Origin of the sequence: Geothrix terrae (assembly GCF_022808775.1) — a bacterium.
GTDB lineage: Bacteria > Acidobacteriota > Holophagae > Holophagales > Holophagaceae > Geothrix > Geothrix terrae.
The window spans coordinates 145207-167804 of record NZ_JAKZLA010000009.1; the positions used below are offsets into that span (position 1 = coordinate 145207).

The 22598-nt window shown below is 60.7% G+C and carries 12 protein-coding genes and 34 tRNA genes; 2 read left to right on the plus strand and 44 right to left on the minus strand.

Features of this window, described 5'->3' with window-relative positions; translation table 11 throughout:
- The first annotated feature begins 67 nt into the window (after nucleotides 1-67).
- Nucleotides 68-1321, plus strand: a complete 1254-nt coding sequence (locus tag MLE42_RS15405) for an endonuclease NucS domain-containing protein (protein WP_243288765.1) — start codon at nucleotides 68-70, stop codon at nucleotides 1319-1321.
- Nucleotides 1322-1492: 171 nt separating this feature from the next.
- Here MLE42_RS15405 and MLE42_RS15410 read toward each other — a convergent pair whose 3' ends face one another.
- The 3 genes from MLE42_RS15410 to MLE42_RS15420 form a co-directional block, all read right to left on the minus strand.
- Nucleotides 1493-2257 carry a hypothetical protein gene (locus MLE42_RS15410; RefSeq protein ID WP_243288766.1) on the minus strand — a complete coding sequence of 255 codons (765 nt, stop codon included), beginning with the start codon at nucleotides 2255-2257 and terminating at the stop codon, nucleotides 1493-1495.
- Nucleotides 2254-3588, minus strand: coding sequence for a hypothetical protein (locus MLE42_RS15415; RefSeq protein WP_243288767.1), 1335 nt, complete (start codon nucleotides 3586-3588; stop codon nucleotides 2254-2256). The genes MLE42_RS15410 and MLE42_RS15415 overlap by 4 nt, the downstream gene beginning before the upstream one ends.
- 1641 nt (nucleotides 3589-5229) lie before the next feature.
- Complete coding sequence (locus MLE42_RS15420) at nucleotides 5230-6729, minus strand: transglutaminase domain-containing protein (protein WP_243288768.1); 1500 nt, start codon at nucleotides 6727-6729, stop codon at nucleotides 5230-5232.
- A 1771-nt stretch (nucleotides 6730-8500) separates the two neighbouring features.
- Between MLE42_RS15420 and MLE42_RS15425 the strand changes: the two genes are divergently transcribed.
- Entirely contained in the window at nucleotides 8501-8899 is a 399-nt protein-coding gene (locus MLE42_RS15425; protein WP_243288769.1) for a hypothetical protein, read from the plus strand.
- A 337-nt stretch (nucleotides 8900-9236) separates the two neighbouring features.
- Here MLE42_RS15425 and MLE42_RS15430 read toward each other — a convergent pair whose 3' ends face one another.
- From MLE42_RS15430 to MLE42_RS15630, 41 genes are all read right to left on the minus strand, one after another.
- Nucleotides 9237-10244, minus strand: a complete 1008-nt coding sequence (locus MLE42_RS15430; protein WP_243288770.1) for an endonuclease/exonuclease/phosphatase family protein — start codon at nucleotides 10242-10244, stop codon at nucleotides 9237-9239.
- A 277-nt stretch (nucleotides 10245-10521) separates the two neighbouring features.
- Nucleotides 10522-11391 (minus strand): GIY-YIG nuclease family protein, encoded by an 870-nt coding sequence (locus MLE42_RS15435; protein WP_243288771.1) that lies wholly within the window; start codon nucleotides 11389-11391, stop codon nucleotides 10522-10524.
- A 164-nt stretch (nucleotides 11392-11555) separates the two neighbouring features.
- The gene (locus MLE42_RS15440) at nucleotides 11556-12059 is read right to left on the minus strand and encodes an HNH endonuclease (protein ID WP_243288772.1); all 504 of its coding nucleotides are present in this window, start codon (nucleotides 12057-12059) and stop codon (nucleotides 11556-11558) included.
- Nucleotides 12060-12071: 12 nt separating this feature from the next.
- Nucleotides 12072-12149: transfer RNA gene (locus tag MLE42_RS15445), tRNA-Leu, on the minus strand.
- A 2-nt stretch (nucleotides 12150-12151) separates the two neighbouring features.
- Nucleotides 12152-12225 (minus strand) — tRNA-Thr (locus tag MLE42_RS15450).
- 33 nt (nucleotides 12226-12258) lie between these two features.
- Nucleotides 12259-12334 (minus strand) — tRNA-Thr (locus MLE42_RS15455).
- A gap of 84 nt (nucleotides 12335-12418) precedes the next feature.
- A tRNA-Gly gene (locus MLE42_RS15460) sits at nucleotides 12419-12492 on the minus strand.
- A gap of 49 nt (nucleotides 12493-12541) precedes the next feature.
- Nucleotides 12542-13633 carry a slipin family protein gene (locus MLE42_RS15465; RefSeq protein WP_243288773.1) on the minus strand — a complete coding sequence of 364 codons (1092 nt, stop codon included), beginning with the start codon at nucleotides 13631-13633 and terminating at the stop codon, nucleotides 12542-12544.
- A 472-nt stretch (nucleotides 13634-14105) separates the two neighbouring features.
- The gene (locus tag MLE42_RS15470; RefSeq protein WP_243288774.1) at nucleotides 14106-15272 is read right to left on the minus strand and encodes an RtcB family protein; all 1167 of its coding nucleotides are present in this window, start codon (nucleotides 15270-15272) and stop codon (nucleotides 14106-14108) included.
- 89 nt (nucleotides 15273-15361) lie between these two features.
- Nucleotides 15362-15438, minus strand: a tRNA-Pro gene (locus MLE42_RS15475).
- Between the two features lie 3 nt (nucleotides 15439-15441).
- Nucleotides 15442-15517 (minus strand) — tRNA-Lys (locus MLE42_RS15480).
- Between the two features lie 6 nt (nucleotides 15518-15523).
- Nucleotides 15524-15599: transfer RNA gene (locus MLE42_RS15485), tRNA-Glu, on the minus strand.
- 1 nt (nucleotide 15600) lies between these two features.
- Nucleotides 15601-15675: transfer RNA gene (locus MLE42_RS15490), tRNA-Val, on the minus strand.
- Nucleotides 15676-15679: 4 nt separating this feature from the next.
- Nucleotides 15680-15754: transfer RNA gene (locus MLE42_RS15495), tRNA-Val, on the minus strand.
- Between the two features lies 1 nt (nucleotide 15755).
- Nucleotides 15756-15833, minus strand: a tRNA-Pro gene (locus tag MLE42_RS15500).
- 3 nt (nucleotides 15834-15836) lie between these two features.
- A tRNA-Thr gene (locus tag MLE42_RS15505) sits at nucleotides 15837-15912 on the minus strand.
- A gap of 2 nt (nucleotides 15913-15914) precedes the next feature.
- A tRNA-Arg gene (locus MLE42_RS15510) sits at nucleotides 15915-15991 on the minus strand.
- Nucleotide 15992: 1 nt separating this feature from the next.
- A tRNA-Arg gene (locus tag MLE42_RS15515) sits at nucleotides 15993-16066 on the minus strand.
- Nucleotide 16067: 1 nt separating this feature from the next.
- Nucleotides 16068-16146 (minus strand) — tRNA-Phe (locus MLE42_RS15520).
- Between the two features lie 4 nt (nucleotides 16147-16150).
- Nucleotides 16151-16224: transfer RNA gene (locus tag MLE42_RS15525), tRNA-His, on the minus strand.
- 28 nt (nucleotides 16225-16252) lie between these two features.
- Nucleotides 16253-16327: transfer RNA gene (locus MLE42_RS15530), tRNA-Asn, on the minus strand.
- A gap of 49 nt (nucleotides 16328-16376) precedes the next feature.
- Nucleotides 16377-16453 (minus strand) — tRNA-Arg (locus MLE42_RS15535).
- Between the two features lie 11 nt (nucleotides 16454-16464).
- Nucleotides 16465-16536, minus strand: a tRNA-Arg gene (locus MLE42_RS15540).
- A gap of 1 nt (nucleotide 16537) precedes the next feature.
- A tRNA-Ser gene (locus MLE42_RS15545) sits at nucleotides 16538-16631 on the minus strand.
- Nucleotides 16632-16717: 86 nt separating this feature from the next.
- Nucleotides 16718-16795, minus strand: a tRNA-Ile gene (locus tag MLE42_RS15550).
- A gap of 81 nt (nucleotides 16796-16876) precedes the next feature.
- Nucleotides 16877-16970 (minus strand) — tRNA-Ser (locus tag MLE42_RS15555).
- Between the two features lie 95 nt (nucleotides 16971-17065).
- Nucleotides 17066-17144, minus strand: a tRNA-Leu gene (locus MLE42_RS15560).
- 42 nt (nucleotides 17145-17186) lie between these two features.
- Nucleotides 17187-17260 (minus strand) — tRNA-Leu (locus MLE42_RS15565).
- Nucleotides 17261-17266: 6 nt separating this feature from the next.
- A tRNA-Lys gene (locus MLE42_RS15570) sits at nucleotides 17267-17342 on the minus strand.
- An 8-nt stretch (nucleotides 17343-17350) separates the two neighbouring features.
- Nucleotides 17351-17424, minus strand: a tRNA-Gly gene (locus MLE42_RS15575).
- 2 nt (nucleotides 17425-17426) lie between these two features.
- Nucleotides 17427-17501: transfer RNA gene (locus MLE42_RS15580), tRNA-Pro, on the minus strand.
- Between the two features lie 2 nt (nucleotides 17502-17503).
- Nucleotides 17504-17588 (minus strand) — tRNA-Tyr (locus tag MLE42_RS15585).
- A 4-nt stretch (nucleotides 17589-17592) separates the two neighbouring features.
- Nucleotides 17593-17669 (minus strand) — tRNA-Leu (locus MLE42_RS15590).
- A gap of 8 nt (nucleotides 17670-17677) precedes the next feature.
- Nucleotides 17678-17752, minus strand: a tRNA-Glu gene (locus tag MLE42_RS15595).
- A gap of 5 nt (nucleotides 17753-17757) precedes the next feature.
- Nucleotides 17758-17833 (minus strand) — tRNA-Ala (locus MLE42_RS15600).
- A gap of 5 nt (nucleotides 17834-17838) precedes the next feature.
- Nucleotides 17839-17917 (minus strand) — tRNA-Asp (locus MLE42_RS15605).
- A gap of 216 nt (nucleotides 17918-18133) precedes the next feature.
- Nucleotides 18134-18226, minus strand: a tRNA-Ser gene (locus MLE42_RS15610).
- A 10-nt stretch (nucleotides 18227-18236) separates the two neighbouring features.
- Nucleotides 18237-18310, minus strand: a tRNA-Gln gene (locus MLE42_RS15615).
- Nucleotides 18311-18321: 11 nt separating this feature from the next.
- A tRNA-Gln gene (locus MLE42_RS15620) sits at nucleotides 18322-18397 on the minus strand.
- A 543-nt stretch (nucleotides 18398-18940) separates the two neighbouring features.
- A complete protein-coding gene (locus MLE42_RS15625) occupies nucleotides 18941-19444 on the minus strand; it encodes a DUF5681 domain-containing protein (RefSeq protein ID WP_243288775.1) in 504 nt (167 codons plus the stop codon).
- Between the two features lie 884 nt (nucleotides 19445-20328).
- The coding region (locus MLE42_RS15630) for a formylglycine-generating enzyme family protein (RefSeq protein WP_243288776.1) at nucleotides 20329-22598 on the minus strand (2270 nt) is incomplete at its 5' end.

A 22598-nucleotide genomic window follows, 5' to 3' on the forward strand; every position in this document is an offset into this window, starting at 1 on the left:
TAATTCGACATGAAGGAATCGTGCGTTGACCTCATCTACTTATTCTTATTCGTCCTGAAACAGCATAATGATCATGGTGCCGCCCATGCTTGAACGAGAGATCCAGGATTACCTCTTCCAGCACCCCAACACCCTGTTTCCTGGTCAAGTAATCCAGGAAAAGCAGCGGGAGTACTCCATTCAGGGGAAACGAATCGACCTCCTTTTCCGGGTGGATGACGTTCGCTACATCGTGGAGTTGAAGCGAAACACCATTGAACGTGATCACATCGGTCAGATCGTCGAGTACTACGGATTAATGCGTGAGGTGCTTCACTCAGAGCAGATTCGAATGATCTTGGTTGCCCCGAAGATCCCCTCCTTCCGAAAGGTGTATCTCGAAGAACTTGGCATTCGATGCGTCGAGCTCACCATGCCTCTCGAAGCCCCCAATGCCTCGAAACAGCTCATGGCCGAGAGCGTTTCATACCGAAAATCCTTTGACGCCCGTCAAAGCCTTGAACATCTGTTCCCAGAAGGAAGCTCGATCACTTTTTCCGAACTCAGCCAACCGGCGACCCCACTCGCCTTGGCCATGACCCACAGAGTCCTGAGGGATTCCCTCGAAAGTGTCCGGAGGACATTCCAAGGGTATGAAACCGTTCCCATTCGAATGATTCATTCGAGCTCACCAGACCAGATCGCGTGGCCTGCACCTATGAGGCTGGAGAAATTGCCCACGTTTCTTCGTGGGGGAGCTTGGTGGGCCTATGCCTTTGGCCAATCCGACACGATGCCGAAAAACGATGTCCCCAATATCTCGGTCGCGAGCATGCCAGGTAGCCTCGATCTCACAGTGAACTCAGAGCTCCAGACTTCCCAGCGCGTGCTGATCAACCAAATCACCAAATCACCGGCGGAGTTTGACCGTCTTCTCCAAGCCCATGGAGGCTTGGACCTTCAGGCGTGGCTGAAGCTTGAGCATCAACCACGCTTTTACCATTGGATTCCCGTCTGTACGGCCGCGGCCGGAACCTGGGACGCTCGCCACCTACTCTCAAATCACAAGAACCTTGAGGCCCAATTTAAGGAACTCCGAGGGCAGTGGATCACCTGGCTCAAAACGCACCGACCAGACCTGACATCAGGTCAGCGATCCCACATGGAGAAATCCAACCGTAGCCTGAATGTCGCGCTCCGGCTCGCGAGGCCATTTCGTAGCAGCGATCCCATATGGAAGCAGGACTACAAGGACCAAATCAGAACCCTTGAGAAAGAAATCGCCCAGCTCAAACCGTTCATTGATTTCTTTGTTGGCAATGCGGCAGGACTTCGAAATTGAAGCCGATCCTACACCAGACGTGACGCCCCCCCCCCCATCTGCGACAAGGCTGCCCGATAGCCCCCTGACCCCCTCGCGGTGACCATGTAGAAGCGCTCCATGCCGGGACCCGGCACGGGCGTGCGATGCCACCCCCATTTACACCAAATTAAAAGCCTCAAACCTACGCAGCTAGAACGTGAAATTCAGCCCCACGATGATCGACGATTCGTCCTTCTCCACGATGCTGGGGTGGCCGATGCTCCGATTGATGCTGCCCTCAAGGAAGAACCCACCTTCCAGCTTGCCCTTTATTTGGGTTTGGCTCACGAGGCGCCCCCGGACCAGGAACCTGCTCTGGGCCTGCGTGTAAAACTCGTCTTTGAGGTAGGCTATTTCGACGAAGGTGCCTCGGTATGAGGTGTCGGGTTTATCATTCCGGAGCTGGATCCCGAATTTTCCGGAAGAAATGGAGCGGTCTATCCAGGTGTTCGTGACGGCCCCGGTGGAGGTATTGAACTCCGTCTGAGTCACATTCCTGAAGGTCACCGATGTCACGAGGTACAGGCGCGTCACGGGACGTGCGAGGCCTCCATCCCCTTGCGGGAAGGGCGCCCAACGCAGACCGACTTCCGCCGAGTAGTTGCCGGTCTCTTTCACCACGGATTTTGAGTAGCCCAACACCTCCGAATCGGCACTCGGGGTGTAAGCAGCCTGGTTCTTGCCTTCCAGGATGATGGAGCCGAACAGGGCCAGGGGCCTTGTGTTCGCTGACCAGGTACTTTGGGTCTCGACCATGAAGAACCCGCGCTGGCCAAAGAAGTTGTCACCCTGGCTGTTGTCCCGGTAGTAGTTCGAGGCTTTCATGCCGAAGTAGAAATTGGCCTCGAAGGCTTGAGGATCCCCGGCGAACGCGGCCAAGGCGATAAACCCGAAAAGTAGGGATCGGAATCTCATGATTGGGGCTCCTTGGAACAGAACATCCAGATGGGGTCCAGATCCAGGCGCTCACCTTGGAAGAGCCGTCGACCGATGTATTCGCCCAACCGGCGATAGCTCTCCCACTGGGCCTCGTTGTAGAACTGGTTCTGGGTTCCTTCATGGGGGAAGTCGGGGTGGTGCTCGTGGTACTTCCTCACGTCCAGCGGGAGGCCGTCATGGACCTGGCCCGCCTTGAGCAAAGTCGGTTTGATGTAGAGGATCCAGCTTCCGCCGGCGGCCATCTCTCGGTAGGTCACTCGGGCCAGGGACGCATGGCAACGGGAGAAGCCTTGGCACCCCTCCTTGGCCAGCATCTCGCCATCCCAGTCTCCACGCCGCAACCAGTCCAAGGGACCAAGAATGGCTTGCCCCTCGACGACCTCAACAAAGGGCTTTAGGGGGGAGTCCTTCCCATCCTGTCCACTGGCGAAGGTTTTGAGTTCCTCGGCGGAGAGGAAATGAACGTCGGCATCCAGGTCCACCCGGGCCAAGCGAACGAGGTTTTCCAGATCTCCGAGGTCTGATTTCGGATCGGCGCCCGCGTCCACGGAGATGATGAACGGGACCCGCCTCCGCAGCAGCTCATGGAGGCCCAGATTCTCGAAATGACCTCCATCGCTTACTGGCCATAGCTGGGTAGAGGTGCCGGGGAAGCGCCCCAGAAATTCATCCAGGATGTGCAATTGAACAGAAAACGCCGTTCTGAAAGGACGAACCAGAAGCCGCTTGCTCATGCGGAGCATGCGCAACCTCGGACGGATGCCGCTGTCCCACCAGTGACCCAGCCGCGCGTTCAAGATCCCGAAAAGAAACGAGAGGCCCCGGTTGCTGGCATGTCCCATCCCCGTCCCGACGGCGGCACCCGAAATCCCCATCCACTGGCCCACCGTGAGTTTTTCCGGGTTGAAAGTCTCGTCTCTCCTTACCTGGAAGACCCCGTAGGCTCCAGATCCTCCTTTGGGTAATGGCTTCTCCCATAAGGCGTGGTGCCTCACCCCAACGCTCACGCCCGCCGGACCCACCGCCAGCGCCATGCCTTTGCGGTCTCGCTGGGTGACCTGGGATTCGCCCCCGGTGGTCTCGTTGAGACAGACGTTGATGAGGTGAAGCGGTCCACCATGTTCATGGGGTCGGTAATCTCGCCAGGATAGGTCGTCCCCATCCACGACGTACGGGGCGCTTTCCGCCCCCGCGTGGCGGACTCCGTTGGACGCGCCCAGGTAGGCGCGGGTGAGCATCTCGGTGTAGAAGGGCCCCAAGGTTGACTGGTTCAGGAAGGAGAACGTGCGTCCGAAGGCGACGCTCAAGACGAGCGCCACGAGGATGAGGGGCCACAACCGGTCGATGGATTCCTCCCCGAGGAAGGTCCAGCCGGAACCCAGCCCATGGGCCAAGTAGGCCAGGATGGCCAGGATGAGGGTCGCGAGAAGGAACGCGAGGACCCCCGCGAGCAGGCTCCACGGGACCCGGATCCGGCCTTGGGGAGCATCCTGCACCTTCTTTGCGAGGAATGTGCGGATGGACTGGGTCTTGGAGGCGAGGACACCCAGGACCGCCACCGCGGTGCCGATCATGGAACTCACGGAGTGCCGGGCGTGGTGGCCGTACAGGGCCAGGGCGAGTGTGTCGATCAGCGTCAGGAATAGTCCCCCAAGGATGAGGAAGAAACCCCACCTCAGGACCGACGTGAGCCTGTGCCTGGGGCTCAACTCGGCATGCTCGTCGGCCTGTTCCGAACGGTGGGTCAAGGTCCGCGTTCCCCAATCGATTGCCAGCCAGAGGAAGGCCAGAAAGGCCTCGAGGGCCAAGAAGAAGCAGAGGCCAGTGGTCCAAGGACCCAGAACGGGTGTCACATACCCCGCCCAGGAAAGGTAGCCCAGGATTGAACCGGCTAGGCCGAGCGCAAGGGCCGTGGCCCAGGCCGGAGGCCGGAAGGGTTTCCAGGATCCGAAGTCTCCGGCCAACCAATACGCCCAGCCCGCGGGAATGGCCACGAGGGTGGCTGCCAGGCCCGGGAGAAGGATCCAACCACTGAGCTCAACTCCCCAGAGGCAGTACGCACGTTGCAGGGAGAAGTGGCCGGTGACCAGGGCCAGGACCAGGTCCAGGCAGAGGAACCAAAGGAAGGCGAAGACGCCCATCACGATATGGAGGGCCACGAAGTTCCGGATGGCGACCGCCGCTGCCCTCATGAAATCCCCGGAACCCCCGGGGGTGAGATAGCGCCCGTTTTCCCGTAAGAATCTGAGGGGCGTGCTATGAGGATCACGAAGGCCATCCAGCACCTGTTCAGCCTTCTCGCGGGGTTCCCCTATCTCCTGACTTTTGTGCCCGCCGTTTTCCGCTTTCCGCGCCAGGAAGAGCCCGCCGAGGAACGAACCGATATACCCGCCACCGCTCACGGTGGAGAGGATGTCGATGGCCAGCAACCTGGAAGGCTCCTTCTTTAGGGGGGAAGCCAAAGCCTGGAGAATGCCTAGGGAAAACGTGGCGCTCCGGATGCCGCCTCCTGAGAGGGCCAAACCGACCTTGCCCTTCCAGGGCGAGAGATCCCCCTCCGCCTTGTCCGGATCCAGACCCCTGCGTTTCGCGAGACATCGGGCTTCCGCCTTTCGGAGCCCATCCGGGTATCTGGAAAGCTCTAGGACTGGGTCCTCCATGCCGCTCGTCGTTCCAGTTTTCTCCTGAACCATGTCGACCTCCTCCTCAACAGGAAGGTTCTTCGCGTCATCGCCTGAAGAAAGGGGACACCGGCAAGCCTTTGAGACCCTTGTGTTTGGAGCGAACGCGAGGGAGGCCGGAGGTGTCTTGGGAGCAGTGTTTCTGCGTGTTGGGGAGATGTGGGGCTATACCCGCGAAGGCTGAGATCTCAGACCATCCAAGGGACATCGTGTTCGAACCTCACATCACGAAATCAGGCTAGGTGACTTCAAAGGCGAGACGGCCCTCTAGCGGGGGAATCTCTTGACCCAATCGCTGGCAATGCGGCCCAGATGCGCAGTAGCAGCGGCCACCCGGGCGTTGAATTGAACCTTGTAGACGTCCGGTGGGTACAGGACGTGACTCTTCTTTGGCGTGGAATTGTCCACGGCAATCTCGTCGTGGTGAGGCAGAGCACCACGATCCGGGTAATCAGGCCGATCACGCAGGACCTTCGGAATGTAGGTGAAACGCTCAGCGTCCAACCAACCCTGCTTCGGGTCGCCGTTCTGTGCGAACCGCCCACTGATAATCTGCCCCGCCCACCTGGCTACAGCCTGATCCTTTGTGCCCTTCCAGATGGCTGGATTCACACTGAACTCTGCCCTCCGAAGATCGAAGGGCTTCTCCATGTAGGCCGGCGGCCCCGAGAGGGCCTTGGCTGGATCCTGTCCGAACTTGCCATTGTCGAAGGGCGGGATGGAGCCTCCTTTGATTGCAAAGTGCCCATAGGACGTGTGGGCGTAGAAGTCGCCGATCCCGTGCCCGGCAAGCGCAAAATCATGCAGGCTCCCGGTGCTCAAACGATCAGCGATTCGTGCCCAGCTCTCTTGGACAAATGCATTATCGAAATGGTCCCGCGAGTCGTAGCCGAGGAAGTTGGCATCGACGGCGAGGCTGGTCGCCTTGATGAACGCCAGCTCCGCCTCACTGAACATGGAATGTAGGGCACTATCGAAGATGTCGTTGTGCGCTTGAACGCCAAAGGCCGGATCAAATCGGGTCCAGAAGCGGCGATTGGAGATGTAGTCCCTGAGCCCACCCTCAAGGCCGGATTGATACACCTTCCACAGGTGCGCATCGTTGAACACGAAGTGGGGAACGTATTCAAGCGCGGTGGATCCTTTGGGGCCAGCATTCAAATCATTCACGGCACGCTGCTGAGTCCTCACGTCGACTGCCTGAACGGTATGCAGCAGGGGATCCAGAAGGAGCCATAGGCCGGCTTCGCTTTTGTACATGACCCAGGCATGGTCATGAGGAGCTTTGTTCGGTTTCGCCAAATCGCGAACTTCGCCGAGCGCGACTCGGATCACGTAGCCGCTGATCCCCATGGCCAGGAGAAACGAGGCAAGGAGAAAGGCCAAGTCCTCGCAATCCCCGCCACCGTTTGCCAGGGTCTCGTCCGGGTACATCCACGTGTCGTATCCTCGGCTCTTCCCCTTCTTGTATTTCACTCGCGTCATCAGGTAGCCCAACGCCTGGCGGACCCTCTCGTCATAAGTCCCCGGTGAGACGGAGGAGAGAAGGTCCTGTTTCTTGGGTGGGAGACCATGCACCAGATCTGCGATTGCTTTTCTGAGCACCGCGTTCCGAGGAAGGGACAGGTACTCCCGGATGTCGACTGGGTATTCCCTCGAGGTGCCCGGTATCTGCCTCCCTCGTTCGATGATGCAGTCGTTAACGATTTCGCTGCCTTCCCAATTCCATTGGCTAGAGGAGCGAACGGATGAGGTAGCGAGGCACATTTGGTTCCCCCGGTTCAGCCAAATCTATTGAGGCGATCCAGAAGCTTTCCTTCAGTTGAACAAAGCGTGAAAAGGCGAGGACGCTGTCGAGGTGTTACCCACGCAATGCAACCAAGAATCGCTTCAGAGATCCTTGGGCCTTTGGCGGCTGCACGGGCTTTCCTTTGGGCGCAGGTTTCTCTGCTGCCGGAGCCGGCGTACCATGCCCTGGTTCTCCACCGGCAACGCCTGCTTGGGAGGTGCGTGCTTGATCCTCGGGAGGTGGGGGAGGTGGGGGAGGCGCGGCAAGGACCGGTGCGGGAGCTGGGGTCCGGAGCAACAGGTGCTGTGGATGGCTTTGAACACCTCCCATCGTCCCGGGCTGCGCCGGGGCCTGTGGGACGGACTTATCGGCGGACGGTGCACTTTGTTCTTCGCTCGATGCTTGACTAGGTGCAAAGACTGACGCTCCGTCTTGCGAAATAACCCCACGAACGAACCCGGGAGCGATGACTCCAGCGAGAAAAATGGCTTTCGCGGTTTTGAGCGTGGTCTTCATGAAGACTGCGACCATCCCCCCAAGCGCGAACAGCGCTCCGGTCCGAATGCACCATCCAAGCAGGCCTTCCGCAGAGGGGTGCGTGAAGTACTGGAGATCTTTCCCGACTGCGAGCGTGTACAGCGTCGGGAGCAGGGACCCAAGCCCTCCGTATGCGAACCGACGTGTGCTTGGGATGGTGTGCCCGTTCATGGCGACCTCCCTATAGGTGAAGTGACCTTCTGGTGACGCCTCCATCCGGCTCTTTGAGAGGGAGAAACCCTCCTGTTGTCCCGAGATGGCCTCCCGAGGCCGTCTCTAGCTTCGTTTTTGGAAACGACGGTACTTGAGAGGAATTGGCGAGGACTTGTTGGTTTGGTGTTCTTGTTCAGCGGGTAAAGATAGGTCCAAATTCGCCTGGGTATGAATCGAAAGGGCCGAACGGGCTATTTTTGGCTCCGAACGGTAGACCCAAACTACCCATATCTAAGGATTACTAGGTCCATTAACCCATAATGCCTACTATTTGCTACAGCAGCTGACTCGAAGCAGTCACGCAGTCACTCACTCACCGATGGGATGGAATACCTCGCCCTGCTGCTAGATCTGAGGCAAGAAATGGTGAGTTCATTACTATATGCAATATTTATAAATAATTATAAACAAATTATTTAACATATATTCAACTCCAGGAGTTACCCATCAATTGTGGCCCTGACTCAACCAATCAAGCCGGAAGGTCATGTTCTTTTCATTGGCCGCATCAATTTTATCTAAGAAATCCAATCTAAATCACAATATCAATCATTACTATACCTACATTATGACGGCTAAATTTAGGCACTTCGCGAGCAAGAATCCTTTGAGTCAGCGGTTGAAGCGCCCCAGGAAGTGACTGCCTTTTTCGTACTTGTTGGGAGGGTGAAATGCGAATCCGGAGGGAGCTTCTGACTTGGTAGTCCCGATGCCACCATTTCTAGATAGACCCTGTGCTTCCGACGAAGATCCGATCCCGGAGCGGCGAGCTTGATCAGTTTTGCCTTGATGTCTGGGGTCAGGTTCGTCCCCTCCAGAACATCGCTGTCCTTCGTCCCTCGCACATAGGTCGTCTGAATCATCAGGGCAGCGGAGCCGATGATGCTCAGCCGGATCTTCTCGGACCCGGTCCATCCCACCGCCGATCTAGATCCTTGATCAAGTTCCTAATGGGCGACACGGCTGGCTTTCAATGCTTCGAGGAAATCCTCGTTCTGAATGCTCGTCACGATTCCCCATCCGACTGTGACTGTGGAATCTCAATCGGCGTTGCTGCGTATGACCGTCGCCTCGGGGTCACGTGCGCTTTCGCTTCGGAGGCCGTGGCCGTTCACCAGCCCTGCGAAGGGCATCCTCACCTTCCCGCAGGGCCACAGGATCGCCGGCTTCGCGAAGCATTCGGCGTTCGATGGGATCCCGAGGCTTGCGGGCGGCGCTCTCAGCCAGCCGATCTCCGTAGCCGGTCAGTACCTCCTTCAGCGCGATGACCGGCCGGGACCGGTTTTCCTGGATGCGTCGAATGGCATCCAGGGTGCGCGCGACCGTGCGCGGGCGGAGACGCCGCAGCGGCTGTTCCTGACGGCTGAGCATGGGCTGACTGATGCGCAGGGCCTGTGAGAGATCCGACTGCGTGATGCCCGCCGCTTCTCGGGCCGCACGGATGGGGTTCACCGGGAGGGCTAATTCCAGGCAGGTCGCCGGGCTTGCCGTCAAACGCACCAACGCAACCCCCCTCTTCCTTGGTGGCAGGTGGACTGGGTTCGAGCCGGCGCCGACCCGAGGGCACCTCCTGGGCCACGGGCACGAGGGCCAGGATGCGCCGCCCCTTCTCGTCCGTGACATAGCCCACCGGTTGCACGTCGACCTCCGGAAGGATTTATAACCTTTTTTCCAGGCCGGAATCCCGGTGCCTGACCCCCCACGAGCCGCGACATGGCCCGCCCCCGCTTGGCGGTCAGACCTTCTTCCCCTTCCGCCCGCGGCTGAGAACCTGATCCAACACCGCGTCCGCATGATCGGTGTTGACGTGAATCCAGAGCGGCAGGTGATCGGACAGTTCGTAGGTGAGCCCCTTCGAGCTGGTGCCCTTGATGCCTTGGTAGAGGTCCTTCAGACCCTGGACCCCCGCCGGCCCCGCGAAGTCCAGGACCCCGCCCTTCCCTGTGAACGCTTCCTCGAACACCTTCGAGGGGAGATGCAGCAGCTGGTCGTACCGCTTGTCTTTGGCCAGGTTGCTGCCGGTGACGCCGCGGAGGGCTTTGGGGATCTGGAGCCCCGTGGAGGTGATGGCCTTGAAGGCGGGTCCCGTGACCGTGGGAATGTTGAAGTCGCCGAGGATCACCAGGTCCTTGTCCGTGACGTACTTCTCCTTGGCCTTGGCGCCCACCCACTTGGCCAGCTTGGTCAGCTCCCGGGCCCGCGCCTCCTCCCCGGGGTTCCCATCGCCTCCCCACCGGATGTGCGCCACCACGAGGATGAAGTCGAAACTCCCCGCCTGGAATCCGGCCAGATACGGGGGCCGCCACCAGTCGATGTCCGAGACGTAGTCCTGTTTTGCGTTCTTCGTGCGATCGGAGGCAACCACATGGCTGGCCAGCCCCGTGAACGTCACCGCGCGCGTGTCATGGATGAACGCCAACCGCTCGTGGTTCCCTCCCGGATCCGCGGAGTAATCAGAGTAGACCACGTCCCAGTAGGGGCCGAGGTACTCCAGCACCGTTCGGAGTTGCTGGAGGTTGTCCCGAAGCTCGACCACGGAGACCAGATCGAACTGCCCGAGAATCTCGGCGATGTAGTGGAGGGAGGCCTCCGTGCGCGGCCCGGCCCCGAATTCGCGGATGTTCCAGGTCGCGAGGTTGATGGTTTCGTCCAGCTTGGAGGAGGGGATCCTGGCGTCGACGAGACGAGCCCGCAGGCGCTTCAAGCCGGCGGCAATGGCTGGAGAGATCGTTCCGTGGTGCACGGGAACCTCCCGGAAAGAGCCACATGGGATCGAGCTGGAGAAGCGTCTGGATCATACTCCCATCCCCGCTCGAGGCGCGACCGGGGTCCGGCCGCGCCCGCCACCGGAAGGGGTCCCCGCCCCTTTCGCGATTCGCGAAACGCGAAAGCCGTTGGTTCAGACGAAACGAGTTATTTCCAACAGCGCGCCAAACGGTTCAGGAATCAAAGGTTGAACGAAGGAGTCGAAGCCAGCTTTCGATAACGCCAAGGGTGTCGCATGCGCTTACGAGGGCTTGCTAGTTCGCATTGAGCCCGAAAGGCTCCCGGGTGTGTAAGCGATCTTTCCAACTCGATTCCAACGCAATGACATCTTCGGCGGGCATATCCGGCGCAACCAGTTGGAGGATGGTGAATCGAAAGCCGATAGGGTCTCGGGCCTTTAGGTGCTTGTTCCCACCATGTCCTGAGGCCGCGTAGTTGGTCCATCGCCCCAATAGGTTCTGACGACCATAGGCTGATCCCACATAACCCTTGCCGTCGGCCTCGTCGAAGATCAGGTAGATTCCACGCCACTGCCTTAGGGCTTCTCGCCACTTCCCCGGCAGAAGGCTCAGTTCTTCCCATGCGAGTGAAATCTGATTCCAAGCAGCCATCTCGGGGTTCAATAAGTCTTCCTCAAGAATGGCAGAGATGGGTATGTGGTTACGTTCGGACCATCGCCACCAAGAGCGATCGATGCCGGGCCAGTCCACGATCAGCTTCCCGGCCCATTCGGAATAGAACTTCATCCGTTCAAGTTCAAACCAGAGAATTGGATCGCGGCCCCCTTGGTAACCAGTCATGCCAAATTTCTTGAGTTCCTTGTGGCAGGGGAGTTCCCAATATTGTTTAAAAGTCAGTGGGAGTGAACCCGCATTTCGATAAAGCCCTACGAAAAAAGCTTTCCCAGCGCTGTGTCCCACAAAAGAAGCCACATAGGGAGCTTTCAGCATGGCCGCTTGTACCTGCGGGGTCTGGGTCTGTTGGTATGCGTTGTAAAGGTCCGGGCGATCAGCAGCCATTAAGGGAAGGGCCCTATGCAGCCGTGGTTCCTTGGGCCGATGCCGCAAGACGAGCACCTGTTTGGGATCGATGTTCTGCTTGGCCAGGAGGTCATTGAATTCCATGGATCCCTCTAAGGTGTCTTGGTGGTACAGCAAGCAGTCGGCCCTCATCATGCATCAAGAGCCAACTAATTCCCGTCGGCCCAAATTATCGCCGGCACCTCAAGGGTGAAGGCCAGTGGTCTAGGAAGATGTCTCTTCACCAGCCACTGGCCATGCATTCAAGTTCATCCGTCTGTCAGTGCATGGAAGCGTTCCATCAGGAGCGCGCGTTGTGAACGAATGGCCGATCGGAGTTGCATCCCTGCCTGCTCTGGAGTCCTGCCACCTTTGTGAGCATTGCATTCGCGGCAGCACGCGACCAGGTTTGCCCAGGTGCTCGGCCCGCCCTGGCACCGGGGGATGACATGGTCCACTGTGGTCGCCCGCCGCGTACACCCCAGGTACTGGCAGCGGTGACCATCACGCCGGAGGATGCTGGCATTGCCACGCCCGAACCCGAGCTTCGATTCAGTCACAGCCTTGGCCTTCGAGAAGACCACGGCGTGGAAGGGCTGTGAAGCCACGTCCTGCAGGCCGAGCTTCGACCAGGTCTTGAGGTCGAGCGCATGGGCCCGGCCTGTGGCCATGGCCTTCAGCGCCTTCCGGCGGGACATCTCAACCATGGGCATGAAGTGACAGTCCAGGGCGAGGACGGTCTGGGTGTGGTGCTTCTTGGTGTGTCTTGACATGGGGACCTCGGTTGGTGCGGGCGGTGGGAGTCGAACCCACAGGAAATCCAGGTTTGAGCTGGAGGCGTATGCCAGTTCCGCCACGCCCGCGATGGAGCCTTCTCCGGGAATCCAACCCGGCCTTCCGCCTTACGAGAGCGGCGTCACGGCACGTGACCAAGAAGGCAAACTTCACATCGGGATAACTGCTGGTGGAATTTGGAGCCCAAGGCCGGATTCGAACCGGCGGCCGCCCACTTACCAAGCGGGTGCTCGACCAACCGAGCTCCTCGGGCGAATGGAGCATCAGGAGGGACTCGAACCCCCTAAGACGGAATTTGCAGTCCCGCGCTTCGTCCGCTTCGGCTTCTGGTGCAGGGTGGAGCGGGTCAGGGGAGTTGAACCCCTCTCTTCGGCTTGGAAGGCCGAGGCCCGGCCGCTGGACCAGACCCGCGAGGGTGGGGGGTGCAATGGATGGACTCACACCCCCCGGATAAAACGCCTCAATCCTTGTTCAGGCCTCCCAGGCTGCGAAGCAGGTCCGGCTGGCCCATCACGAGGGTGAGGTTGGGGATCGCGGACGCGATCTCCTTGAAGGCTTCCAGTTCCTTCAGGCGCAGGAGCGCAGGGTTGCGCTCGAGCATCTGAGCAGTGTTCGCCATGGAACGGGTCGAGGCAACTTCCTCGCGACGCATGATGACCTGCGCCGCGGCCTTCTTCTCGGCCTCGATGACCTGGTTGAGGAGCAGCTTCATCTCGCCGGGGAGGACCAGGTCCTTCACGTCGAGCTTCAGCACCTCCGCACCCCAGGACGCTGCGCGTTCCCGCAGGGCTTCCGCCATGGGGGCCACGGCCTCTGAGCGGCGCTCCAGGAGCTGGTCCAGGCTCAGCTCGGCCACGAAGTGCCGGGCGGACATCTGGGCCTCGCTGTACAGCGCATCCCGCAGCGAAGCCACGGACTGCACAGCCTTCACCGGGTCGGTGACCCGGAACTTCACGACGAGGTTCAGGCGGAGGGTGACCTTGTCACGGGTCATGAGCTCCTGGCCGAGGATCTGCACTTCCTGCTCGCGCAGGTCCACCCGCATCACCTCAAGCTTGCGGTTGAGGGTGCTGTAGATCGCGCGGCCCTCGGAGAGGACCTCGCGAAGCACACCGTCGACGTGGACGAGGGCGCGCTCGAAGGGCAGAACCAGAACGGTCTGGACCTGGGCGGTGGGCACCAGGGCCCAGAAGCCTTCGGGGATCGAAGGGCGCAGGGGCTCGAGGCTCACCACGTCCAGGGTCACCTTGGACGCGAGCTGCCAGAGCAGGTAGCGGCCAGGCTGGAGGACGGCCTTGGGCACGCCGTCCGCCCGCAGGAGGCCCAGGTGGGTCTCAGGCACGAAGGCCTCCACGGCAGCGCCAGAAGGGGCCACGGCCATCAACTCCGGCGTGAACAGGGTCTGGAGGGTGTCGCGGTTGAAGAGACGCAGTTCCAGGCGGGACAGGCCCCGGAACACCCGGTGGCGGCCGGGTTCCAGCCAGCGGACAAGCTGACCGTTGCGGACCAGGAGACCACGCTCCTGGTCAGAGATGACATAACGCTGATACATCGTTGGATTCCTTTCTTGGTGAGACTTCAGCCGAGGCCCCGGGGGTGTCTCGACGGGGCCTCCGGCGGGATCTGGACCTGGGCGCGAAACGGCATGCGCCTGAAGATCCGGGGCCGGCCCCTGCCCACATGGGCAGGTGGAGACCGCTGGCCGGGCTGCCCCCTGCCCTCGGGACGAATCCCTCGGGCTGGGGCCTGGGCAGAAGTGGTGGGTGGTTCCGAGCGCTTCTTAGGCGCATGCAACCAGTGCACGGATTAACAGTCCGTTGGGGAGTCGAACCCCTGATCGTGGGAATGTGCGTCTTCCCCGTACGGGAGGGCTCCTCCTGGTTCGAATCGCGGGACACCACCGGCCGACCAGGAACCCATGAGGTTCCGTGGGCCGGGGATGCCGCACTTGCCAGGCCCCCCCTCCTGACCCACGCCCAGGTTGGAAGCCCAGGCGCGGGTGGTCTTCTTGCTCCAGGAAGGGACTACCCCTTCACGCAGAGCACCTGCTTCAGTTCGAACCGGATGTCGACGAGGTCAGCCTGGTTGCGCATGACCTCATCGATGTCCTTGTAGCAGCCTGGAATTTCATCCAGCACACCAGCATCCTTCCGGCACTCGACCCCTTCGGTCTGACGGGCGAGGTCCTGCACGCTGAAGTGCTTCTTGGCGGCATTGCGGCTCATCTTTCGGCCGGCGCCGTGGGACGCCGATTCGAAGGATTCGGGGTTCCCCTTGCCCTGGACGATGAAGCTGCGGGCGCCCATGGAACCCGGGATGATGCCCCATTCACCGCGTCCGGCCCGGATGGCTCCCTTGCGGGTCACCAGGACCTCCTCGCCGAAGTGGACTTCTTCCGACACGTAGTTGTGATGGCAGAGGATGGGAGGCTCGAAAGCCACTTCGGGGAAGTGGGCCTTCACGACATCCTTCACTTGGGCCAGCATGGCCTCGCGGTTGAGGAAAGCGTACCGCTGGGCCCAGAACAGATCCCGGCGGTAGGCCGCCATCTCCTTCGTGCCCTTGAGGAACACGGCCAGGTCACGGTCAGGCAGACCCTGGTTGTGGGCCAGCTTCTGCGCGACCTCGATGTGGATCTTGGCCAGCTCGTTGCCGATGTTCCGGCTGCCCGAGTGGAGCATGATCCACACGCCCTGGTCCTGGTCCAGGCAGACCTCGATGAAGTGGTTGCCGCCTCCCAGGGTTCCCGCCTGACGGCGGGCCTTTCCGAAGAGGTTCTGCACCCGTGCATCCAGGTCCTCGAACTCGTCCCAGAGGGGGTTCCGTTCGATGGCATCCAGGGGATCCCGGTACTGGTTGAATCCCACAGGAATGGCCTGCTCGATACTGAGCCGCAGGGCCTTGAGGCTTTCAGGAAGATCCGAGGCCCTGAGGTTGGTCTTCAGAGCGGCCATGCCGCAGCCAATGTCCACGCCGACCGCGGCAGGCGCGATGGCGTCCTTCATGGCGATGACGGATCCCACCGTGGCGCCCTTCCCGAAATGGACGTCGGGCATGACGGCCACATGCTTGAACACCCACGGAAGGGCCGCGATGTTCTTGAGCTGGGTGAGAGCCTGGGATTCGACTTCGTGGACGGGGGTCCACATCTTGATGGGGGCGACAGCCCCCTGGAGGGTTGCGAGGGACATGGTCGCCTCCTTTCGTAACAGGGTTTTGGATTGAAGCCCACACATTGCGGGCCGGGTTGGCTCACCACGGAGAGGTCCCGGATGAGATTTGGTCGGCGTGGCCAGGATCGAACTAGCGACCTCCTGCTCCCGAAGCAGGCGCGCTCCCAGGCTGCGCTAAACGCCGGATTGGTACCGCAGGCCGTAGTCGAAACGGCGCGCTCCCGGGTAAGAACCGGGTGCTCTTCCACCTGAGCTACTGCGGTGTGGATTGGCGAACCGTGAGGGACTTGCACCCTCTTTCACCAGCTTGAAGGGCTGGCCGCTTACTCCGACGCGTCACGGTCCATGGTGCCCTCGGCTGGTGTCGATCCAGCCGCCTCCCGCGCGTCGGGCGGGCGCTCTGCCGATGAGCTACGAGGGCGAAGTGGTACTCCCGGGGGATCTTGAAACCCCGACCTCCTGGGTGTGGGCTAGGCGCTCTGCCTCTGAGCTACAGGAGTGTGGTCAGCCCGGCCCGATTTGAACGGGCGCTCTCCGGTCCCCCAGACCGGCGCTTTCGCCTGGCTAAGCTACAGGCTGATGTGGAGCCGCCTCCCGGTCATGATCCGGGTGCCCCCCGCTTACAAGGCGGGCGCTCTGCCAGATGAGCTAAGGCGGCACTGGTGTCCTCGGGCGGATTCCAACCGCCAACCTGCCCCTTAGGAGGGGGCTGCCTCATGCAGTTCGGCTTCGAGGACCTGGTACCCCCACCGGTTTCGACACCGGGACCTCGGCCTTCGGAGAGCCGCGTTCTTCACCTGAACTATGAGGGTGTGGTGGGCTGGGTCAGAGTCGAACTGACATCCTCCGGATTTTCAGTCCGGCGCTGCATCCACGTTTCAGCTTCCAGCCCGTGGTGGTGTGACGTAACGGAATCGAACCGATGCATCCGCGTTCACAGCGCGGTGCTCTGCCACTGAGCTAACGTCACCGTCTGGGGGCCCATCACTGGGCCCGATTGGCGAACTGGACGGGATTCGAACCCGCATCGGGCGCCTTAACAGGGCGCTGCTCAACCATTGAGCTTCCAGTCCACTGGTTTGGATCGGTCAGGGTTGATGCTTCAAACCGATCTTGCGTGATTGGTGCGCCCGGAGGGACTCGAACCCCCATGAACCCAGCTTCGTAAACTGGTGCTAATCCCGTTCAGCTACGGGCGCGTGAATGTTGGTGGTTCCCCGTACAGGAGTCGAACCTGCCGTTCGGGTTTAGAAGACCCTGGCCCTCCCTGGGACGGGGCAGAATGGCGGCGAGTGGGAGACTTGAACTCCCAGACCCTCGGGGCAGAGGGCCAGTCCGCTTTCGGGGCGGGTGCGATACCGTTCCGCTCAACTCGCCTTGAATGGTGGATCCACCCGGAGTTCAACCGGGTTCTCGCGGATGCCATCCGCGTGTGTCACGCCGCAACACCTTGGACCCATGAATGGTTGCCGCCCTGGGGATCGAACCCAGACCCTCTCGCTTATCGGGCGAGCGCTCTACCAGATTGGAGCTAGGCGGCACTGAGGATGGCGACCCACCGGGGAATCGAACCCCGCCCGGCTGGATTTGGAGTCCGGCCTGCGCCCTGGCGCGCGAGTCAGTGGAGGTGAGTCCCGGATTCGAACCGGGACGCCCTCAGGACAGAGGGCGAGACCGTCTTCCAGACGGATGCGATGCCATTCCGCTCAACTCACCTAGGTCTTGACGTGACCCGATCGGGGACGGCTGGTCGTGTCCCTCACGATCCCCCCAGAGCCCCACACTGAAGGGAACCGGACGGGCCGTGCGATTGGTACCCCAGGTCCGAGTCGAACGGACAGAAACACCACTTTCTGAGAGTGGCCGCGATACCTGATAGCGTACTGGGGCATGGTTCCTGGGCTGGATGCGTTGACCTGGCCCTGGGGAGATTGGTTGCGGGTGAGGGAGTTGAACCCTACTTCCACCTTTGGGTTATGAGCCCAAGGGCCACCACTGGACCCGCATTGGATTGGTGCCTCCAGCGAGCCTCGAACTCGCTACCCACCGGTTAAAGGCCGGTTGCTCGTCCACATGAGCTTTGGAGGCGCTTGGATTGGAGAGGCTGACGGGATTTGAACCCGTGTCTGGGCGATGGCGGCGCCCGATCCTGCCGCTAGACGACAGCCTCATTGGTCTGGGTGACAGGATTCGAACCTGTGTAGGCCTGCTCCCAAGGCAGGTGGCCAACCGCTGGCCCACGCCCAGAATGGTGCCGCCCCAGGGAATCGAACCCTGTTGCATCTCTGCGCCGGGTTTACGGTCCGGTGCCCCGCCCAGTGAGGCGCGAGCGGCATGATGGTACGAGTGGAGGGATTCGAACCCTCATGACCACGGCTCTCAACCGTTGGTGTATGCCGTTTCCGCCACACTCGCATTGGACTTGGCAGGAGCAGCGGGATTCGAACCCGCGGTTGCCTGGCTGAGAACCAGGTGCCTTACCGTTTGGCCATGCTCCCTAGACTGGTGGATCCGCCGGGGATCGAACCCGGCCCTCCTGCTTGCAAAGCAGGCATGCCACGCAACAACACTTCGGACCCGAATTTGGCGGAGCGTACGGGATTCGAACCCGTGATGTGTGCATAGACAGTGCACCGAGGACGGCCAGGCTCCTCCAACGCTCCCGAGAACCCTGTCGGTCATGCCGACAGGGGTACTGCGGGCAGACGAACGTCCTCACTTGCCGGTGATGCGCCCAGGTATGCCTGAAGCGGTGATCTGCCGGGTCAGAAGGCTCTCGCCTGCCCTTGATTCCACCTTTCCGATCATCCTCAAACGACCAGAAATAGCAGTTATCCAAAATATGAAGTTTTCAATGAACAAGAATTGATGAAATGCAATGGCGGTGGGGTTAGGATCGAACTCACATGGAGATATAACTTCCCCAACCCGGATAGCAACCGGGGCCGATACCGATTTCGGTTGACCTCACCGTGGGTGGATTGGCTGGGGGACCTGGAATCGAACCAGGGTCTCGGGAGCCAAAGGCCCGCGTCCTGCCGCTGAACGATCCCCCATCAGTGGATGGTGGTAGGGGCGAGAGGACTCGAACCTCTGATTGCCTGGATCAGAGCCAGGTGCCGTAGCCGCTGGGCCACGCCCCTATGGGCCGTTCGCTTCAACCATGTTCCGGTATGCCTGATGCTGCGGACCCATGCCCCTGGGTTCTTCAGGTCTTCCGGTGGCGCCAGTTCTGGGGTGTGAACCCGGCCTGGAAACGCCTTACACGGTCGGAATCAAGTTCCCTTGACTCTTTAGGTGGCGATAGCCCCTTCGGGACTTCGGTTCCTGGGAACCTGACCACTCCGAGCACCGGGTATCAAATCCCAGCGCCGTGAGCATCGCCACGCGACGCGCGGGTGCGCTCGCTGTGCCATGCAGGCTGAGGTGGGATTTGAGGAACACGGTGAATCTCCTTTGAGGGCCGGTTGACAACCAGGCAGATTCAGAATGTAGCCGATCGAATATCGTTCAGTCAATATTTTTTGGATAATTTTTTTCTAACTTAGTTTCAAGCCGACCTTCCTGCTGGCCACTCGGGTTCTAGCTATCAACGTTGGCTATGGACCCTAGGCTCTACGGGCAAGGCTGCACGCCCCACAGGGTACTCTTGGCATTGTCAGAGTCACGAACAGTGCAATGGGGACCTATCGTTTTCGAGCCTCAAGCAGGTGGCTCTGGAGTTCAAGGGAGAGCTTCCGAGCGGCGAGCCGACTCTCCATGCCGATGCCGAATTCACAGATCCATTCCATCACCTCGCGGAACGCAACGACATCTCCTTCAAGGGCCTTCATGACCATGGCCCGCACCATGGCTTCCAAGTTGGTGCATGCCCGGCTCCGGGTTGCTGCGGTAGGCGCTGTGGCACTGAACAACACCTTGCTAAGGATGGATTCAACGAAATGTCTTTCTGCTTTCCTGCCGTAGGGGTTCCCAGATACTCCTTTCCTGAACTGCGTTGACCTGGGCGGCTGCTTGAATCCGATGTCATAAGTTGTGGTCAGTTCGTCTGCTTCGCTCGAGTTGGAAGGGGCCCCTTGGGGTCTCCTTCCCAGCGGATTTCCAGAAACCCCTTTCTGGAACTGAGTGTTCTTGGGAGGCCTCCCGAAGCCGACCTCGTAGGACTCGGATGGATCATCTGCGTCGGTCATTTCACCCTCCGATCCATGTCGTCGCTCCAACCGAACCAAAATGGAAGTGGATAAGTGCTGATCAATTCGATCACCGGGGGCCCCTTCTACCTTGCGGATGCCGGGTAGGGCTCGAAGGCGACAGCCAGGCTCTATCCCCGGGAAGGATCTGTGATTCGATCCGCCCCGTGGTTCGGAATCAAATTAAAGCTCCAGGCTGGGCGGCAGCGCCTGGAGGTAGCTCCTTGATGCCGGCGCTGGATTCCTTGATCAGTGCAGGGACATTCCCTGATTGAGTTGATAGGGAATCCCGTTCCGAACAGTCCCAAAGGCCCGCCCTACCTGCATCCGAGAAGTGGGTAATCCTCGAAGTAGGTCGGGAAAGCGCGCGATCCCTGTAAATTTCCCTGAAACAGGCAATCCGGGCCCATCCTCAGTGCAGGGATCAGTTAGTAGGATTCGTCACACTACCAACCAAGAACGCCGCCGTCATTGAGTTGCGGTTTTTTTTATCTGCGTGACCACAAGGCATCAGGCGCGGCGATACTCCGGGATCACTCTAGGAAACTCAATTCAGACACTTCTAGTGATGAACCTAAGGACGGCTGGATACACCCCCTTCTGAATCCAGTTCCACGGCCCCGCCATTGATCCCAGGTTCAAGAACCGCCGAGCCGGGGTGTGGATGCAGATGGCGGAATGGGTCAAGCGTGGCGGTGCGCTGCCCAATATGCCCGAGTTGGTGGGTGATGCTTGGCGGGAACCGCAAAACCAGTCGAAAGTCCCGATCCCCGGCCGCCCCTGCCAGGAACTGAGGCCGGAAACAAACGGGGATCGGGTATTCAGGAAGGCGTCAAACCTGTGTCGGCCCCGGAGCAAGTGCGCCGGGGCCGGAGGGGTAAGCATCAAGGTAGCGGCAGGACCACGCGGAAACCTGAGTATTCGTTGGCGGGAGTGGGAACTGGATTGATGGGATAGGCCCCACGTCGCTTGGACTGGCCATCGCTCGCGGGACCGGCCCAGGACCCGCCCTTGTAGGAGTGCTGGATGTTCGGCGTGGCATCCAGCCAGGCACTGCCATCAATCGGGAGCGGGGGGATGCCTGCTCCAGTGACGGAATAATCGGCGTGCCAATCATCCCGGTTGAGCTCCCACACGTTGCCGATCATGTCGTACAAGCCCCAGGCGTTGGGGAGTTTCTTGGCTACCGGCTGAGTGGTCAGGTTGCTGTTGTCGGTACACCACATGTACTGTTGGATGAGCAGGATGACGGTCGGGTCTCCACCACCCGGATCATAGGAGCCGAAATAGTAATTATTGTCCAAGGGATTTGGGACGTTCAACACGGTGGATTCACTCCCGGCCCGGCAGGCGTACTCGTACTCGGCTTCCGTGGGCAGACGGAAGGAACTGCCCGCTAGTGGGCCCGTCAGAACCGACGCCGCGGCCGAGTTCAGCATGTCCAGGAAGCCTGTACCGGTGGTGGTGATGGCGTTGAAGTCCACTGTTTCCACAGGTCGAGTCAGCTCGTCCGGATCCGGGAATCCATTGCCCGTTGTGAAATGCGCGGGGTTGTTGTTCATGATGGCCACCCACTGGGCCTGGGTGCAGGGCACCTTCGCGATGTAGAACGCCTTGCCCAAGGTCACGCCATGTGAAGGCTGTGTCGAGGGATCTGACCCGACAACAGACTCTGTTTCGCCCATGGTGAAGGTTCCCGCCGGGACCAGGACCAAGTCGATCGAGGTGCTGAGGATAGGCACCGCCGGGTCCGCAGGTACCGTTACGGTCAGGTACGGGGCGGGATAATCCACGGCCACCGTGGCGGTATTGGTGCCAGCGAGGGCGAGGGTCTGGGTCAGTGAAAGCACGGCGGGGTAGCGTTGTAGGTTGGCGGGTCCCAAGGTACCTGGAGTGCCGGTGCCATCCGCGCCTCGCCCCTGGCCAGGTTGGCTCGGGTCCGTGACAGTAGCGGGGGTGATCGTATAGACGCCGTCCGCCAGGCCCGAAAGCGTTTGCGTGGCAGCGGTAAGCACCGCGCTGGTGTAGCCGCTGGGTCCAGTGACAACCACGTTGCCTGGCAGGTTGCCCAGACCCGTGATGTTCACGGTGAGGGTGTTGCCCACGGTCACGGTGGCCGTGGCTGTGGCTGTGGCGGGAGTGGTCGCCGTATTGGCCACGGTCAAGGTGAAGGTGGTCGTGGTCGTCAGATTGCCCGTAGTCTCGGCAACTGCGGAAGTCACGGCACCGACGCCATGGTCAACAGAGCCCGTTCCGCCGGTGAATGCCCCGGTCAGGGTCGTGCTGGTGCCCGAAGCGATGGGCGAGTTCGCGGCCGTGAAGCTGGTTATCACGGGCGGGTCCACCACATTCACGGTCACCTGCGCTGTAGCGGGAGTGCTCACGCCATTGGTCACGGTCAGGGTGTAGGTCGTGGTGACTGTCGGGCTCACATTCTTTGTTCCGAGGCTTGTGACGGAGCCCACGCCCTGATCGATGGAACCCGTGCCTCCACTGAAGGTGAACGACAGGGTGGTGCTAAAGCCATTGGTGATGGTGATGGTGCTGAGGCCGCCACTTGCGGTGAAGTCGGTGATGGCAGGAGCGGCCACGATGGTGCAGGTGGCTGTTCCGGCAGTGGAGGCCGTGCCGGCCGCGTTGGTGACGATGCAGGAGGGGATGGTGCTGCCTGAGGCTCCCGCCGTGAACGTGATGCTGGTCGTGGTGGCACCGGCCGTGATGCTTCCATTCGTGATGGTCCAGGCATAGGTGCTACCTGCCTGAGCCGGGACCGACGCGGTGTAACCGGCCTGGCTGGCAGTCACATTGGCTGGGGCCGTGACCACCGGAGTCGCCGGCGCGGCCACGATGGTGCTGGTGGCTGTTCCCGCAGTGGAGGCCGTGCCGGCCGCGTTGGTGACGATGCAGGAGGGGATGGTGCTGCCTGAGGCTCCCGCCGTGAACGTGATGCTGGTCGTGGTGGCACCGGCCGTGATGCTTCCATTCGTGATGGTCCAGGCATAGGTGCTACCTGCCTGAGCCGGAATTGACGCGGTGTAACCAGCCTGGCTGGCAGTCACATTGGCTGGGGCCGTGACCACCGGAGTCGCCGGCGCGGCCACGATGGTGCTGGTGGCTGTTCCGGCAGTGGAGGCCGTGCCGGCCGCGTTGGTGA

Bases quoted from the DNA above. Each gene is read 5' to 3' on its own strand.
- MLE42_RS15470 (WP_243288774.1), bottom strand. From the start codon at position 15,272: ATGTCCCTCGCAACCCTCCAGGGGGCTGTCGCCCCCATCAAGATGTGG.
- MLE42_RS15410 (WP_243288766.1), bottom strand. From the start codon at position 2,257: ATGAGATTCCGATCCCTACTTTTCGGGTTTATCGCCTTGGCCGCGTTC.
- MLE42_RS15435 (WP_243288771.1), bottom strand. From the start codon at position 11,391: ATGGAATTCAATGACCTCCTGGCCAAGCAGAACATCGATCCCAAACAG.
- MLE42_RS15405 (WP_243288765.1), top strand. From the start codon at position 68: ATGATCATGGTGCCGCCCATGCTTGAACGAGAGATCCAGGATTACCTC.
- MLE42_RS15420 (WP_243288768.1), bottom strand. From the start codon at position 6,729: ATGTGCCTCGCTACCTCATCCGTTCGCTCCTCTAGCCAATGGAATTGG.
- MLE42_RS15425 (WP_243288769.1), top strand. From the start codon at position 8,501: ATGCTCGTCACGATTCCCCATCCGACTGTGACTGTGGAATCTCAATCG.
- MLE42_RS15440 (WP_243288772.1), bottom strand. From the start codon at position 12,059: ATGTCAAGACACACCAAGAAGCACCACACCCAGACCGTCCTCGCCCTG.
- MLE42_RS15465 (WP_243288773.1), bottom strand. From the start codon at position 13,633: ATGTATCAGCGTTATGTCATCTCTGACCAGGAGCGTGGTCTCCTGGTC.
- MLE42_RS15625 (WP_243288775.1), bottom strand. From the start codon at position 19,444: ATGACCGACGCAGATGATCCATCCGAGTCCTACGAGGTCGGCTTCGGG.